The organism is Staphylococcus canis (assembly GCF_016238445.1).
Lineage (GTDB): Bacteria > Bacillota > Bacilli > Staphylococcales > Staphylococcaceae > Staphylococcus > Staphylococcus canis.
Map to the genome: position 1 here is coordinate 24,188 of NZ_JABANU010000009.1, position 16,037 is coordinate 40,224.

Annotated in this window: 13 protein-coding genes; all 13 read left to right on the plus strand. The window is 35.4% G+C overall.

From position 1 onward, the window contains the following. Positions 1–10: 10 nt before the first annotated feature. The 13 genes from dxr to rpsO all read left to right on the plus strand — a co-directional run bounded on the left by dxr (position 11) and on the right by rpsO (position 15,906). A complete protein-coding gene (dxr, locus tag HHH54_RS04700; protein ID WP_198617688.1) occupies positions 11–1,150 on the plus strand; it encodes a 1-deoxy-D-xylulose-5-phosphate reductoisomerase in 1,140 nt (379 codons plus the stop codon). Continuing rightward, the gene (rseP, locus tag HHH54_RS04705) at positions 1,151–2,431 is read left to right on the plus strand and encodes an RIP metalloprotease RseP (protein WP_198617689.1); all 1,281 of its coding nucleotides are present in this window, start codon (positions 1,151–1,153) and stop codon (positions 2,429–2,431) included. A gap of 20 nt (positions 2,432–2,451) precedes the next feature. Then, positions 2,452–4,149, plus strand: coding sequence for a proline--tRNA ligase (locus tag HHH54_RS04710; protein ID WP_198617690.1), 1,698 nt, complete (start codon positions 2,452–2,454; stop codon positions 4,147–4,149). A gap of 175 nt (positions 4,150–4,324) precedes the next feature. Continuing rightward, positions 4,325–8,668 (plus strand): PolC-type DNA polymerase III, encoded by a 4,344-nt coding sequence (locus HHH54_RS04715; RefSeq protein WP_232796246.1) that lies wholly within the window; start codon positions 4,325–4,327, stop codon positions 8,666–8,668. A gap of 137 nt (positions 8,669–8,805) precedes the next feature. Next, positions 8,806–9,273 carry a ribosome maturation factor RimP gene (gene rimP, locus HHH54_RS04720; RefSeq protein WP_198617692.1) on the plus strand — a complete coding sequence of 156 codons (468 nt, stop codon included), beginning with the start codon at positions 8,806–8,808 and terminating at the stop codon, positions 9,271–9,273. Positions 9,274–9,294: 21 nt separating this feature from the next. Beyond that, positions 9,295–10,452: a transcription termination factor NusA gene (nusA, locus tag HHH54_RS04725; protein ID WP_198617693.1), complete on the plus strand. Its 1,158-nt coding sequence runs from the start codon at positions 9,295–9,297 to the stop codon at positions 10,450–10,452. A 12-nt stretch (positions 10,453–10,464) separates the two neighbouring features. Continuing rightward, positions 10,465–10,752, plus strand: a complete 288-nt coding sequence (rnpM, locus tag HHH54_RS04730) for an RNase P modulator RnpM (protein ID WP_198617694.1) — start codon at positions 10,465–10,467, stop codon at positions 10,750–10,752. Next, complete coding sequence (locus HHH54_RS04735; RefSeq protein ID WP_198617695.1) at positions 10,749–11,051, plus strand: L7Ae/L30e/S12e/Gadd45 family ribosomal protein; 303 nt, start codon at positions 10,749–10,751, stop codon at positions 11,049–11,051. Before rnpM ends, HHH54_RS04735 begins: the two co-directional genes overlap by 4 nt. 16 nt (positions 11,052–11,067) lie before the next feature. Beyond that, positions 11,068–13,161: a translation initiation factor IF-2 gene (infB, locus tag HHH54_RS04740; protein WP_198617696.1), complete on the plus strand. Its 2,094-nt coding sequence runs from the start codon at positions 11,068–11,070 to the stop codon at positions 13,159–13,161. 48 nt (positions 13,162–13,209) lie between these two features. Then, positions 13,210–13,554 (plus strand): 30S ribosome-binding factor RbfA, encoded by a 345-nt coding sequence (rbfA, locus tag HHH54_RS04745; RefSeq protein WP_198617697.1) that lies wholly within the window; start codon positions 13,210–13,212, stop codon positions 13,552–13,554. A gap of 75 nt (positions 13,555–13,629) precedes the next feature. Further along, entirely contained in the window at positions 13,630–14,547 is a 918-nt protein-coding gene (gene truB / locus HHH54_RS04750) for a tRNA pseudouridine(55) synthase TruB (protein WP_198617698.1), read from the plus strand. Positions 14,548–14,562: 15 nt separating this feature from the next. Continuing rightward, a complete protein-coding gene (locus HHH54_RS04755) occupies positions 14,563–15,534 on the plus strand; it encodes a bifunctional riboflavin kinase/FAD synthetase (protein WP_198617699.1) in 972 nt (323 codons plus the stop codon). Positions 15,535–15,636: 102 nt separating this feature from the next. Continuing rightward, the gene (rpsO, locus tag HHH54_RS04760) at positions 15,637–15,906 is read left to right on the plus strand and encodes a 30S ribosomal protein S15 (protein WP_198617700.1); all 270 of its coding nucleotides are present in this window, start codon (positions 15,637–15,639) and stop codon (positions 15,904–15,906) included. Positions 15,907–16,037 lie beyond the last annotated feature (131 nt).

Consider the following 16,037-nt stretch of genomic DNA (forward strand, 5'->3'; position numbering starts at 1 on the left):
AGTGAAAAATATGAAAAAAAACATTGTCATTTTAGGTGCATCTGGTTCTATAGGAAAACAAGCTATTGATGTAATCGAACAACATCCAGACCAATTCAAGTTAGTTGGTTTTTCAGTTGGTAAGAATATAGATTATGCAAAACAGATTATTGAGACATTTCATCCAACAATGGTATCTGTTCAAAACGAATCAGATATTGAAGCGCTAAAACACTATAATATAGAAGTTGTACATGGCATTGAAGGGTTGAAGCGGGTAGCGACCTTATCTGATAGTCATATTGTGTTGAATGCTTTATTAGGAAGTGTGGGACTTGAACCTACTTTAAAAGCGATCGAGAGTGGTAAAGATATCGCACTAGCAAACAAAGAAACACTTGTTGTTGCTGGTGAGCTTGTCATGGCGCATGCTAAACAATATGACGTCAATATTTTGCCTGTCGACTCTGAACATGCTGCTATCTTCCAATGCTTAAATGGTGAAGATGTTAAGCAAGTGAAGAAGGTAGTTATTACAGCAAGTGGTGGGTCTTTCCGTGACTTATCTCGTGCAGACTTAGAGGATGTAACTGTAGAAGACGCGTTAAATCATCCTAATTGGTCTATGGGTAATAAAATAACAATTGATTCTGCCACAATGATGAATAAAGGATTTGAAGTGATTGAAGCAAAATGGTTATTCGATTTAGAACTTGAGCAAATTGAAACGATTTTGCATAAGGAGAGCATTATTCATTCAATGGTGGAATTTGAAGATACAAGTGTTATGGCTCAATTAGGCACACCAGATATGAGAATGCCAATTCAATATGCGTTTACATATCCCAAACGACTTAGTCATGATGCACCATCATTAAATCTTGCAGAAGTGGCTCAACTCAACTTTAAAAAAATGGATTTAGAGCGTTATAAATGTTTGAAATATGCTTATGAGGCGATTCGAATTGGTGGTAGTATGCCTGTTGTACTTAATGCTGTCAATGAAGTTGCCGTTGCGAAGTTTCTTAATAAAGAAATACGATTTTTAGATATAGAACGTATGATTGAAAAGGAAATGGAAGCTCATACAGTTATCGAACATCCAACTTTAGAACAAATTTTAGAATTAGATGAATACTATAAAACTAAAGATTATGAGGTGGGCGCCTAGATGTTTGTAACAATCATTGCCTTTATTATTGTTTTTGGTGTACTTGTTTCTGTACATGAGTATGGTCATATGTATTTTGCTAAACGAGCAGGTATTATGTGTCCTGAATTTGCAATCGGTATGGGACCTAAAATTTTAAGTTTTCGCAAAGACGAAACACTTTATACTATTCGACTATTGCCAATAGGTGGCTATGTTCGAATGGCAGGAGATGGATTGGAAGACGATCCTGTTCAACCTGGCATGCATGTGAGAATAAAATTAAATGAATCAAACGAAGTCACACATATCATTTTAGATGATCAACACAAGTTTCAACAAATTGAAGCATTAGAAGTTAAAAAAATAGATTTGAAAGATGAATTATTTATAGAAGGTATTACATCATATGACGATGAACGTCATCGCTTTTCTATTGCACGCAAAGCATTTTTTGTACAAAACGGAAGTCTTATTCAGATTGCTCCAAGAGATAGACAATTTACGTATAAGAAGCCGTATCAAAAGTTTCTTACACTTTTTGCTGGACCGTTGTTTAACTTTTTACTTGCTTTAGTGTTGTTAATTGGTTTGGCGTATTATCAAGGGGCTCCTACAACTACAGTAGATAAAGTCATGCCTCAGTCTCCAGCAGAGAAAATTGGGTTACAAAAAGGGGATACACTTAAAGAAATTAACGGGAAAGCTATTCATCACTTTAGAGATGTAGAAGGCGCACTTAGCGCTACTAAAAATAGTCAAGCTACAGTTAAGTTTGAAAGAGATCATCACATCGTAGAGAAAACATTTTCGCCCAAAAAATTAGAACTCCAATACTCTAAAAATAAAAAAGAAGTAAAGTATCAACTTGGCTTTCTGCCTACAAGAGAACGTACTTTGATTGAACCATTAATTTACGGTTTTCAAGAAACGTTAAGATTTGGGAAAGTGATTTTTATAGCTGTAGGTGCGATGCTAGCAAGTATTTTTACAGGTGATTTTAGCTTCGATATGCTTAATGGTCCAGTCGGAATTTATAAAAATGTAGATACTGTTGTTAAAACTGGTATTATCAATTTGATTAGTTGGACTGCTATGTTGAGTGTTAACCTTGGTATCATGAATCTATTACCAATTCCTGCGCTTGATGGAGGCAGAATATTATTTGTGATTTATGAAGCTATTTTTAGAAAACCTGCGAATAAAAAAGCTGAGACTGCAATTATTGCAGCGGGTGCAATTTTTGTTTTAATTATTATGATACTTGTCACATGGAATGATATACAACGCTATTTCTTGTAGCATGAAGGAGGAACAATAGAATGAAACAATCAAAAGTATTTATACCTACATTAAGAGAAGTACCAGCAGAAGCAGAAGCTTTGAGTCATCAATTATTACTCAAAGCTGGGCTAATCCAACAAAATGCTGCAGGGGTATATAGTTACTTACCGCTTGCAACGCGCGTCATTCAAAAAATTTCAGAAATTATTAGAGAAGAAATGGAACGTATTGAGGCTGTTGAAGTGATTATGCCTGTATTACAACATGCTGAACTTTGGAAAGAATCTGGACGTTGGGAGGCGTACGGTCCAGAGTTAATGCGTTTAAAAGACCGTCATCAAAGAGAATTTGCATTAGGACCTACACATGAAGAAGTTGTCACAGCACTCATTCGTAATGAATTACGTTCGTACAAACAATTACCACTAACATTATTCCAAATACAAACAAAATTCCGTGATGAAAAACGACCACGTTTTGGGTTACTACGTGGACGTGAATTCATCATGAAAGATGCGTATTCATTCCATATAGACGAAGACTCGCTCATGAAAACATACAACGATATGTATAACGCATATTATCGAATTTTTAACCGTGTAGGATTAAATGTTCGTGCGGTTATGGCAGATTCAGGTGCTATTGGAGGTAACCATACACATGAATTCCATGCATTAAGTGCTATAGGAGAAGACACGATTGTGTATAGTGACAATAGCGATTATGCTGCTAACATTGAAAAAGCAGAGGTAATTTATACACCATCTGAACGAACGCGAGAAACAGAAAACTCTTTAGAAAAAGTTGAAACACCTAATGTTAAAACGGTTCAAGACTTAGCTGAATTTTTAAATGTTTCGCCAAGTCAAATTGTTAAAACGATGATTTTTAAAGTACAGGGTGAGTATGTCATGATCTTAGTGCGTGGTGATCATGAAGTGAATGAAGTTAAAGTAAAAAGTGTCTTTGAAACTGATGATGTTGTGATGGCAACAGATGAAGATATTCAAAACTTACTCGGGGCAAAACCAGGTTCATTAGGACCAATTACAGACAAAGATATTAAAGTTTATGCTGATGCATTTATACAAGATATTGATAATTTTGTAGTTGGTGCAAATGAAGATGACTATCATTATATTAATGCTAATTTAGAACGCGATTTTTCTGTTGAATGTTTCCATGATTTTAGATTTATTTTAGAAGGTGAACCATTATCAGATGGCTCAGGTGAAGCTAAATTTGCAGAAGGTATTGAAGTTGGCCAAGTATTCGTACTCGGACAAAAATATGCTGAACCTATGAAAGCAACCATATTAAATGACCAAGGTCGTGAGCAGACGTTAACAATGGGTTGCTATGGTATTGGTGTGTCGAGAACATTAAGTGCAATTATCGAACAAAACCATGATGATCAAGGCATTATTTGGCCAAAATCTGTGGCACCATACGATATTCATTTAATTACAATCAACCCTAAAAAAGATGATCAACGTGAATTAGGCGATGAATTATATCAAACGTTACAAAAAGAATATGATGTTTTATATGATGATCGCAAAGAACGTGCAGGTGTTAAATTTAATGATGCTGATTTAATAGGTATTCCTGTTCGAGTTGTTGTTGGTAAAAATGCTGGAGATGGTATTATTGAAGTGAAACGTCGTGATACGGGTGAAAGTAATGATGTTCACATTAATGAGCTCGCAGATTACATTCAACAACTTAATGATTAAAATTAAATATTTAAATAATGCATTCAATTGTGTTATCATTTAACGATAATACGATAACGTAATTGATTCATTTTTAAAGAGGTGGCTGATTTAATGGTGAGGTTGTGATAAAATCAGTCACTTCTCTTTATGTATGCATCGTGCTAGATTAAATTTATCAAAAGGCATACAATAAATGGTGGAAAAATTGAAGGTGGTTTTAAATGTGGCATTACAAAATCAAGAGAAGTTTAAAATTTTACTGAAGCAATTAAAACTAACAGATCACTTTGATCGCGATATTGTAGAACAAGGTGAGCTTACACGTATTGACGTATCTGAAAAGTTAAGAGAGTGGACGTTTTATATTACACTCCCACATTTTCTGAATTATGAAGACTACGCTATTTTTACGCATGCCATGCAAGAGTCTTTTAGCCACATCGCAAAGGTGGACTGTTTTTTTAATATACAAGATGTATCCAACCAAGACGAGTATATTTTGAAATATTTTAATGAGTGTATCGAACAGACGCAATTATCTCCAAAGGTTAAAGGACAACTCAAACAAAAGAAACTGATAATTTCTGGATCTGTAGTAAAAATACTTGTACAAAACGATGTAGAACGTGATCATTTTGATAAGGCTTGTAATGGAAGTCTTGTGAAAGCGATGAAGCGTTCGGGATTTGATATTAATCGTGTTGTATTTGAAACAGATGATTCAAGTCATGATAATGACTTGGCCTCTCTTGAAGCACACATACAACAAGAAGATCAACAAAGTGCGAAAGAGGCAAGTGAAAAAATTGAAAAAATGAAAGTACAACGCGCCAAACAAGAGACACAAAATGAATCAAGTGTAGATAAATGTCAAATTGGTAAACCAATCCATGCTGAACAAGTGAGACCTATAGAGTCTATTATTGAAGAAGAATTTAAAGTTGCTATCGAGGGTGTAATTTTTGATATCAACTTAAAAGAACTGAAAAGTGGAAGACATATTGTAGAGCTTAAAGTAACTGACTACACGGATTCGTTAGTATTAAAAATGTTTACGCGTAAAAACAAAGATGATTTAGAGCATTTTAAAGCATTATCTGAAGGTCAATGGGTAAGAGCGCAAGGACGGATCGAAGAAGATACATTTATACGTGACTTAGTAATGATGATGACGGATATTGAGGAAATTAAACGCTCACCTAAACAAGATAAAGCAGATGAGAAAAGAGTCGAATTTCATTTACACACGTCTATGAGTCAGATGGATGGTGTGTCGCATATTAGTGAATATGTTGCTCAAGCAAAAAAATGGGGTCATGAAGCCATTGCAGTGACTGATCATAATGGTGTGCAAGCCTATCCAGATGCACATGTAGCAGCTGAAAAGCATGGCATTAAGATGATTTACGGCATGGAAGGTATGCTCGTTGATGATGGCGTTCCGATTGCTTATAAACCTACAGATGTCGATTTGAAATCAGCGACTTATGTTGTATTTGACGTAGAAACAACAGGTTTATCCAACCAATATGATAAAATCATTGAACTTGCTGCAGTTAAAGTTAAAGATGGCGAAATTATTGATAAGTTCGAACGTTTTAGTAATCCACATGAGAAATTAACAGAAACAATTAAAAATTTGACGCATATTAATGATGATATGTTAAAAAATGCACCAGAAATTGAACAAGTATTGACTGAGTTCAAAGAGTGGGTCGGAGATGCTATTTTTGTAGCGCATAACGCATCATTCGATATGGGGTTTATTGACACTGGATATGAAAGACTCGGTTTTGGTCCTTCCCATAATGGTGTAATAGATACATTAGAGTTATCTCGTACAATCAATACAAGTTACGGAAAGCATGGTTTGAACTTTTTAGCTAAAAAGTACGGTGTAGAATTAACACAACATCACCGCGCTATTTATGATACAGAAGCAACTGCATACATTTTTATAAAAATGCTTGCACAACTCAAAGAACTAGGAGTGCACAATCATTTAGATATCAATCAAAAGTTGTCGAATGAAGATGCATATAAAAGAGCAAGGCCACAACATGTAACACTTATCGTTCAAAATCAAACAGGTTTAAAAAATCTATTCAAAATTGTGAGTGAGTCACTCGTCACATATTATTATCGAACACCAAGAATTCCAAGGTCTTTATTAGATGAACATCGAGAAGGTATTTTAGTTGGAACAGCATGTGATGAAGGTGAAGTATTTACTGCTGTTATGCAACGTGACCAGTCAGAAGTTGAGCGTATCGCCAAGTATTACGACTATATTGAAGTCCAACCGCCAGAGTTGTATCAAGATTTGTTAGATCGTGAATTGATTCGCGATAACCAAACACTTGTTGAAATTTATGAACGTATTTTAGATGTGGGTAAAAGTAATCAAATTCCAGTTATAGCAACAGGAAATGTGCACTACATGCATGAACATGATGCTATAGCTAGACGTATATTAATTGCTTCTCAACCAGGCAACCCTCTAAACCGTACAACTTTACCAGAGGCACACTTTAGAACAACGGATGAAATGTTAGATGCATTTCACTTCTTAGGCGAAGCACGTGCTAAAGAGATTGTGGTTGATAACACCAGAGCACTTGCTGAGCGTATTGAAAAAGTGGTACCGATCAAAGATAAATTGTATACACCGAATATGGATGGGGCGAATGAAGAAATTCGTGAACTGAGTTATAATAATGCCAAAAAATTATATGGTGAATCATTACCTCAAATTGTAATCGATCGTTTAGAAAAAGAATTAGAGAGTATTATTGGTAATGGTTTTGCGGTTATTTATTTGATTTCTCAGCGACTTGTTAAAAAATCATTAGAAGACGGCTATCTTGTAGGGTCACGTGGTTCAGTAGGATCAAGTTTTGTCGCAACTATGACAGAAATCACTGAAGTTAATCCGCTTCCACCACATTATATATGCCCAAAATGTAAAAAAAGCGAATTTTTCAATGATGGATCAGTAGGTTCAGGATTTGATTTACCTGATAAAACATGTGAGTGTGGCACTGAAATGATCAAAGAAGGCCAAGATATTCCATTTGAAACATTTTTAGGGTTTAAAGGAGATAAAGTTCCAGATATTGACTTGAACTTTAGTGGTGAATATCAACCTCATGCACATAATTATACAAAAGTGCTATTTGGTGATGAATATGTTTACCGTGCAGGAACAATCGGTACAGTTGCAGAAAAAACAGCTTTTGGTTTTGTAAAGGGTTATCTCAACGACCAAGGTATTCATAAGCGTGGCGCTGAAGTAGACCGTTTAGTTAAAGGATGTACGGGTGTAAAACGTACGACAGGACAACATCCAGGTGGCATTATTGTAGTACCGGATTATATGGACATTTATGATTTTACGCCAATCCAATATCCAGCTGATGATCAAAACTCACCATGGATGACAACGCACTTTGACTTCCATTCTATTCACGATAACGTGTTGAAATTAGATATTCTTGGGCACGATGATCCAACAATGATTAGAATGTTACAAGATTTATCGGGAATTGATCCTAAAACGATTCCAATTGATGACCAAGAAACAATGGGGATATTTAGTTCGCCTGAAACGCTAGGTGTAACTGAAGAGCAAATCTTATCCAAAACAGGCACGTATGGTGTACCAGAATTTGGTACCGGATTTGTACGACAAATGCTTGAAGATACTAAACCTACAACATTTTCAGAACTGGTACAAATTTCAGGATTATCCCACGGTACAGACGTATGGTTAGGAAATGCTCAAGAATTAATTCGAAGCGGTACATGTACATTATCAAGTTGTATCGGCTGTCGTGATGATATTATGGTGTACTTAATGTATGCAGGCTTAGAACCGTCTCTTGCCTTTAAAATTATGGAATCTGTACGTAAGGGTAAAGGCCTGACTGAAGAGTGGGAAGACATCATGAGAGATAATGATGTTCCGGAGTGGTATTTAGATTCATGTAAAAAAATCAAATACATGTTCCCAAAAGCGCACGCAGCAGCGTATGTGTTAATGGCTTTTAGAATCGCCTATTTTAAAGTACATCATCCTTTATATTATTATGCAAGTTATTTTACCGTCCGCGCTTCAGACTTTGACTTACTGACTATGATAAAGGATAAAGATAGCATTCGTGAAACAGTGAAAGATATGTATTCACGCTATATGGACTTAGGTAAAAAAGAAAAAGATGTTTTAACAGTTCTTGAAATTATGAATGAAATGGCTCATCGAGGTTTTCGTATGCAACCTGTGAATCTTGAAAAAAGTGAAGCTTTTGATTTTATAATAGAGGATGATACATTAATTCCTCCATTTATCGCCGTACCGGGACTCGGTGAAAACGTAGCAAAACGTATCGTAGAAGCACGTAAAGATGGTCCTTTCTTATCTAAAGAAGATTTAAATAAAAAAGCAGGCGTATCTCAAAAAATTATTGACTATCTCGATGAATTAGGGTCATTACCTGATATGCCAGACAAAGCACAACTCTCTATTTTTGATATGTAGCAATATTCGACAATGATAGTTTGTTGTAGAGCTATATTGATTATGCTATAATAATAATGCGTATAAAATAGACTCAAGGAGGAAGAGTGGGTATGACCCGCTCTTTTCTCTTTGTTAATAGTGATAAGGGGGCTCGTATGAGTAAAATTACAGAGCAAGTTGAAACATTAATTCATCCAGTCTTAAACGAATTGAATTATGAACTCGTTGATGTGGAATTTGTCAAAGAAGGGCGCGACCATTACTTACGTATTGCAATTGATAAAGAAGGTGGCGTGGACTTAAATGACTGTACACTGGCTTCAGAACGTATTAGCGAAGTGATGGATGAGCATGATCCAATTCCACAAGCGTACTATTTAGATGTTTCTTCACCAGGCGCTGAGCGTCCAATAAAAAAAGAACAAGATTATTATAATGCTGTAAATCAGCCTATATTTGTATCTTTATATGCACCTGTTGAAGGTGAAAAGGAATGGCTTGGTCGTTTAATAGATGTCTCAGATGAAGCGATTGTTTTAGAAGTTCAAGTCAAATCAAAATTAAAACACATCACAATTCCACGTGATAAAGTTGCAAAAGCTAGACACGCTGTAATGCTGTAAGATTGTAAGGAGGAAGATTGAGTGGAAAGTAATGAATTATTATTAGCTACCGAGTATTTAGAAAAAGAGAAAAAAATCCCAAGAGAAGTATTAGTTGATGCGATTGAAGCTGCTTTAATTACGGCTTACAAAAAGAACTATGATAGTGCACGTAACGTACGTGTTGAATTGAATCTAGACAGTGGTACCTTCCACGTCATTTCCCGTAAAGAGGTTGTAGAAGAAGTTAATGATGATCGTGACGAAGTAGACTTATCTACAGCTTTAGTTAAAAATCCAGCATATGAAGTAGGAGATATCTATGAAGAAGATGTCACACCTAAAGATTTTGGTCGTGTAGGTGCTCAAGCAGCAAAACAAGCAGTTATGCAACGTTTACGTGATGCTGAACGTGAGATTCTCTATGAAGAGTTTATCGATAAAGAAGAAGACATTGTTACAGGCGTGATTGATCGTGTCGATCATCGCTATGTTTATATTAATTTAGGACGTACAGAAGCGGTATTATCTGAAGCTGAGCGCAGTCCAAATGAAACGTATTTACCAAATGAACGTATCAAAGTATATGTAAACAAGGTTGAACAAACAACAAAAGGACCACAAATATTTGTTTCTCGAAGTCACCCAGGATTACTCAAACGTTTATTTGAACAAGAAGTTCCTGAGATTTACGAAGGAACTGTAGAAGTTAAATCAGTTGCCCGTGAAGCAGGAGATCGTTCTAAAATTAGTGTTTACGCGTCTAATCCTGATATTGATGCAGTTGGAGCTTGCGTCGGTGCAAAAGGCGCACGTGTAGAAGCAGTGGTTGAAGAACTTGGTGGCGAAAAAATCGATATCGTACAATGGAGTGAAGATCCGAAAACATTTGTAAGTAATGCATTAAGTCCTTCACAAGTTATTGATGTCATTGTAGATGAAGAAAATCAATCAACTACTGTAATTGTACCTGATTATCAATTGTCACTTGCAATTGGTAAGAGAGGACAGAACGCACGATTAGCAGCTAAATTAACAGGATGGAAAATCGATATTAAATCTGAAAGTGATGCTAAAGCTTTAGGTATTGGTCAAACAGAAACACCATCCGCTTCAGAAGAAAGTAAATCTGATATTTTCTCTGATGATTACGAAGCGCCTGAAACTGAGGACGTTATAGATCAAAGTGAGGAGAAGTAAGGAGGGATTTTGATGAAAAAACGTAAAATTCCTATGCGCAAATGTATCCTTTCAAATGAAATGAAGCCTAAAAAAGAAATGATTCGTGTTGTACAAAATAAAGAAGGCGAAATTTCGGCTGATGCGACTGGGAAAAAACCAGGTCGTGGCGCGTATGTATCTAAAGATATTGAACTTATTGAAAAAGCACAAAAAGAGCAGAAGCTCGAACAGTTTTTCAAAGTTTCACCTGAGACTTTAGAACCGGTTTATAAAGAGATTATTAGATTAATTTATAGAGAAGAGATACCAACAAAATGAATCAGCAATTTTTAAACTTTTTAGGGCTTGCCATGCGTGCAGGTAAAGTCAAATCCGGAGAAGCGGCACTTTTATCAGAATTAAAGAAGCATAATCTAAAGCTAGTTTTAATTGCAAAAGACGCTTCTGAACAAACGCAACGTCAAATGATTCAAAAATGTAATGCCCTTCAAATACCTTATCGACTTATAAGTAATCGCGTTGAACTCGGACATGCTTTAGGGAAAAACGCACGTGTCCACATAGGTATAACCGATCAAGGTTTTGCTCGAAAGTTAATATCAATGATCGATGATTAATTAAAGGAGTGGTTTAATGACTAAACAAAGAATTTACGAATATGCAAAAGAGTTAAATATAAAAAGTAAAGATATTATTGATGAATTAAAGAAAAATGGTGTTGAAGTTTCTAACCACATGCAAGCATTAGAAGCAGATCAAGTAAAACAATTAGATAAAGTCTTTAAAAAAGATAAAGCTAACAATGGACAATCTAAATCAACTACTCAATCCAATCATCAGAAAAAACAACAAAATAATAAAAATCAAAAAAATAACGCTAAAGGTAAAAACAACAAGAATAATAAAAAGAATACTAAAGGTAAAAATAATAAGAAACAAAATAAACAACCTGAACCTAAAGAGCCTAAAGAATTACCTTCAAAAATCACATATACTGAAGGCATTACAGTAGGTGAACTCGCTGAAAAATTAGGCGTAGATTCATCTGAAATTATTAAAAAATTATTCTTACTTGGTATTGTGGCAAATATAAATCAATCTCTTGACATTGAAGCACTGGAGCTAGTGGCATCAGACTATGGCGTTGAGCTAGAAGAAGAGGTCATTGTTGATGATAATGATTTAGATATTTATTTTGAAGATGTTGAAGAAGATGAAGATGCTACTGAGCGCCCAGCGGTTGTTACAATTATGGGACACGTTGACCATGGTAAAACTACTTTATTAGACTCGATTCGAAATACGCGTGTCACTGAAGGAGAAGCTGGCGGTATTACGCAACATATCGGGGCATATCAAATTGAAAATAAAGGCAAAAAAATTACTTTCTTAGATACACCAGGTCACGCTGCATTTACAACAATGCGTGCAAGAGGTGCTCAAGTTACTGATATCACAATTTTAGTGGTTGCAGCAGATGATGGTGTAATGCCTCAAACAATTGAAGCAATCAACCATGCTAAAGCTGCTGAAGTGCCGATTATTGTAGCAGTGAATAAGATTGATAAACCAACAGCAAATCCAGATCGTGTTATGCAAGAGTTAGCTGAATATAATTTAATCCCAGAAGATTGGGGTGGCGATACGATTTTCGTTCCGTTATCTGCATTAAGTGGTGATGGTATTGATGACTTATTGGAAATGCTTATTTTAGTTTCAGAAGTTCAAGAATTAAAAGCAAATGCAGATAAAGCGGCAGTAGGTACTGTGATTGAAGCAGAACTGGATAAATCACGTGGACCAGCAGCATCATTATTAGTACAAAATGGTACATTAAATGTTGGAGATGCATTAGTTGTCGGAAACACACACGGAAAAGTTCGTGCGATGGTTAACGATTTAGGTAAACGTATTAAATCGGCAGGGCCATCAACGCCGGTTGAAATTACTGGTCTTCATGATGTACCTCAAGCAGGTGACCGTTTTGTTGTATTTAAAGATGAGAAAAAAGCGCGTCGCATTGGTGAAGCACGTGAAGAAGAAAGTATTATTCAACAGCGTCAAGAAAGTAAAAATGTTTCACTTGATAACTTATTCGAACAAATGAAGCAAGGTGAAATGAAAGACCTTAACGTGATTATTAAAGGTGACGTACAAGGTTCAGTAGAAGCACTTGCCGCTTCATTAATGAAAATCGATGTAGAAGGTGTTAACGTTCGCATTATTCATACAGCAACAGGTGCGATTAATGAATCAGATGTTACGTTAGCGAATGCATCAAATGGTATCATCATTGGCTTTAACGTACGTCCTGATGCTGGCGCTAAACGTGCAGCTGAAGCGGAAAATGTAGATATGCGTTTACACCGCGTTATTTATAACGTGATTGAAGAAATTGAAGCTGCAATGAAAGGTATGCTTGACCCTGAATTTGAAGAGCAAGTTATTGGTCAAGCAGAAGTGCGTCAAACTTTCAAAGTATCTAAAGTGGGTACTATTGCAGGTTGTTACGTTACTGAAGGTAAAATCACACGAGATTCAGGTGTGCGTGTCATTCGTGACGGTATCGTACAATTTGAAGGTAATATTGACACATTGAAACGATTCAAAGACGATGCCAAAGAAGTCACACAAGGATATGAATGTGGTATCACGATTGAAAAATACAATGACATCAAAGAAGGCGATGTTATTGAAGCATATCTTATGGTTGAAGTAGAAAGATAAGATATTAACATGAAAATGATGTTTTCACAGTAAAAGAGGTGATACAAAATGAATATGAGAGCTGAACGTGTTGGTGAACAAATGAAACAAGAATTGATGGATGTCATCAATAACAAACTTAAAGATCCGAGAGTTGGATTTTTAACAATTACAGATGTTCAACCTACAAACGATTTATCATTAGCAAAGGTTTATTTTACAGTACTTGGTGATGATAAAGAGCGAGAAGATACTTTTAAAGGTCTTGAAAAAGCAAAAGGTTTCTTGAAAACTGAAATAGCACAGCGTATGCGTTTGAGAATAGTACCTGACTTACAATTTGAATATGACGAATCTATCGATTATGGTAATCGTATTGAGCGTCTTATCCAAGAGTTACACCAAAAAGATTAACACATTCATAAGGATACGTTTTTGACAGTAAGGAACGTCAGATAACGTATCCTTTTTTGTGTGAGGAGGGATTCTATGTATAATGGCATTTTACCTGTTTACAAAGAAAGAGGTTTGACAAGTCATGATATTGTTTTTAAATTACGTAAAATATTAAAAACTAAAAAGATAGGGCATACAGGTACGCTTGATCCTGAAGTTGATGGCGTCTTACCAATTTGTATTGGACAAACGACTAAAGTCAGTGATTATGTAATGAACATGGGTAAAACGTATCACGCTGAAGTAACAGTTGGTTTTTCAACAACTACTGAAGATCAAACAGGAGAACGTTTGGAAGAAAAGAACATCGCTCCTAATGATTTAACAGCCAATGAGGTGGATGAAATACTTCAGAAATTTCAAGGTACCATCACTCAAATACCACCTATGTATTCATCTGTCAAAGTGAATGGAAAAAAATTATATGAGTATGCACGTAACGGAGAAATAGTTGAACGCCCGGAACGGAAAGTGCGTATTACTCACATAGAGCGTACTTCTGAGTTACAATTTAAACAGAATATCATGACTTTTGAAATAGAAGTGAGTTGTGGAAAAGGGACTTATATTCGTACTTTAGCAACAGATATTGGACGAGCGTTAGGTTATCCTGCACATATGTCGAAACTCACGCGTACAATGAGTGGAGGATTTGAATTGAATCAAGCATTCACAATTGAATCAATTCAATCCTTACATGATGAAAAACAGTTGCAATCTAAACTATTCCCAATGATTTATGGTTTAAAAGCATTACCTCGATATGAAGTTAAAGATGCTACACTTAAAAACCGTATTTTAAACGGACAAAAATTACTAAAACATATTGTTAAGACACCATTTGAGCACGAAATTGTAATGTGGGATAATGAAGCTGAACGCGTTTTAGCAATTTATGAAGTGCATCCTAAACACGATAATGAAATAAAACCAAAAAAGGTATTTCACTAAAGGAGATTTAGCATTATGGAAGTAATAGAAATTACCCATCCTATACAAGAAAATCAATTAATACATGAAGATATTGCGATTGTCTTAGGATTTTTTGATGGATTACATCTAGGGCATCAATCTTTATTTCAAAAACTGGATGAGGTGGCGAAAGCAAAAGGTTTAAAAAAAGCCATTATGACTTTTGATCCGCATCCTTCAGTTGTATTAAATCCAAAACAAAAAAGAACAACGTATCTTACACCACTTGAAGATAAAATTGAAATGTTAGAAGAAAAAGATATCGACTATTGTATTGTAGTTAATTTTTCATCTAGATTTGCGGATGTTTCACCAGAAGAGTTTGTGAAAGATTACTTGATTAAAAATCATGCTCAAGTAATTATTGCTGGTTTTGATTTTACATTTGGTAAATATGGAAAAGGTAATATGGCGATGATGCAAGAGTACTTTGACCATTTAGAATGTATCACAGTGAGTAAACAAGATTTAAATGGCGAAAAAATTTCAACAACGGCAATTCGAGAAGCACTCTTAACGGGGAATCTATCTGAAGCGAATGAAGCATTAGGATATAGATATCGAATTAAAGGTACAGTCGTACAAGGAGAAAAACGTGGTCGAACAATTGGTTTTCCGACTGCAAATATTCAGCCATCTGACGATTATGTTTTACCCGCAAAAGGTGTATACGCAGTGAGTATGAAAATTGGATCTAGTGATAAAGTATATCGTGGCGTATGTAACGTTGGTGTCAAACCTACTTTCCACGACGACCTTCCGCAAGTTGTGATTGAAGTCAATATTTTTGATTTTGATGAAAATATTTATGGTGAGCGTGTTGTAATTGATTGGCATCATTATTTAAGACCTGAACTTAAATTTGATGGTATCGATCCACTCGTTGCTCAAATGAATCAAGATAAAGAACGTGCGAAATATTTATTAGCTGTTGATTTTGGCGATGAGGTATCGTATAATATTTAAGGTCTAATCATAGTTAGCATTACGACCTTAATCTTGGTAGGTTGAGACTCCGACGCCTGACTCAGATTAAGGTATCACACTATTTTAAGGAGGAAATTGATAATGGCAATTTCACAAGAACGCAAAAACGAAATTATTAAAGAATATCGCACACATGAATCAGATACTGGATCTCCAGAGGTTCAAATCGCGGTATTAACTGCTGAAATCACAGCATTAAACGACCACTTACGCATTCACAAAAAAGACCACCACTCTCGTCGTGGTTTATTAAAAATGGTAGGTCGTCGTCGTCACTTATTAAACTACTTACGTGACAAAGATATTCAACGTTACCGTGAATTAATTAAATCATTAGGTATCCGTCGTTAATTTTAATTTAACGCGTTGTTTACATGAGAGAAAGAGACCATTTTTGGTTTCTTTCTTTTTTTACTATTAAACACGATAGATGTAAGATATAATATTTAAAGAAACAAGCTACGAAATGTTTAAACAGTGAG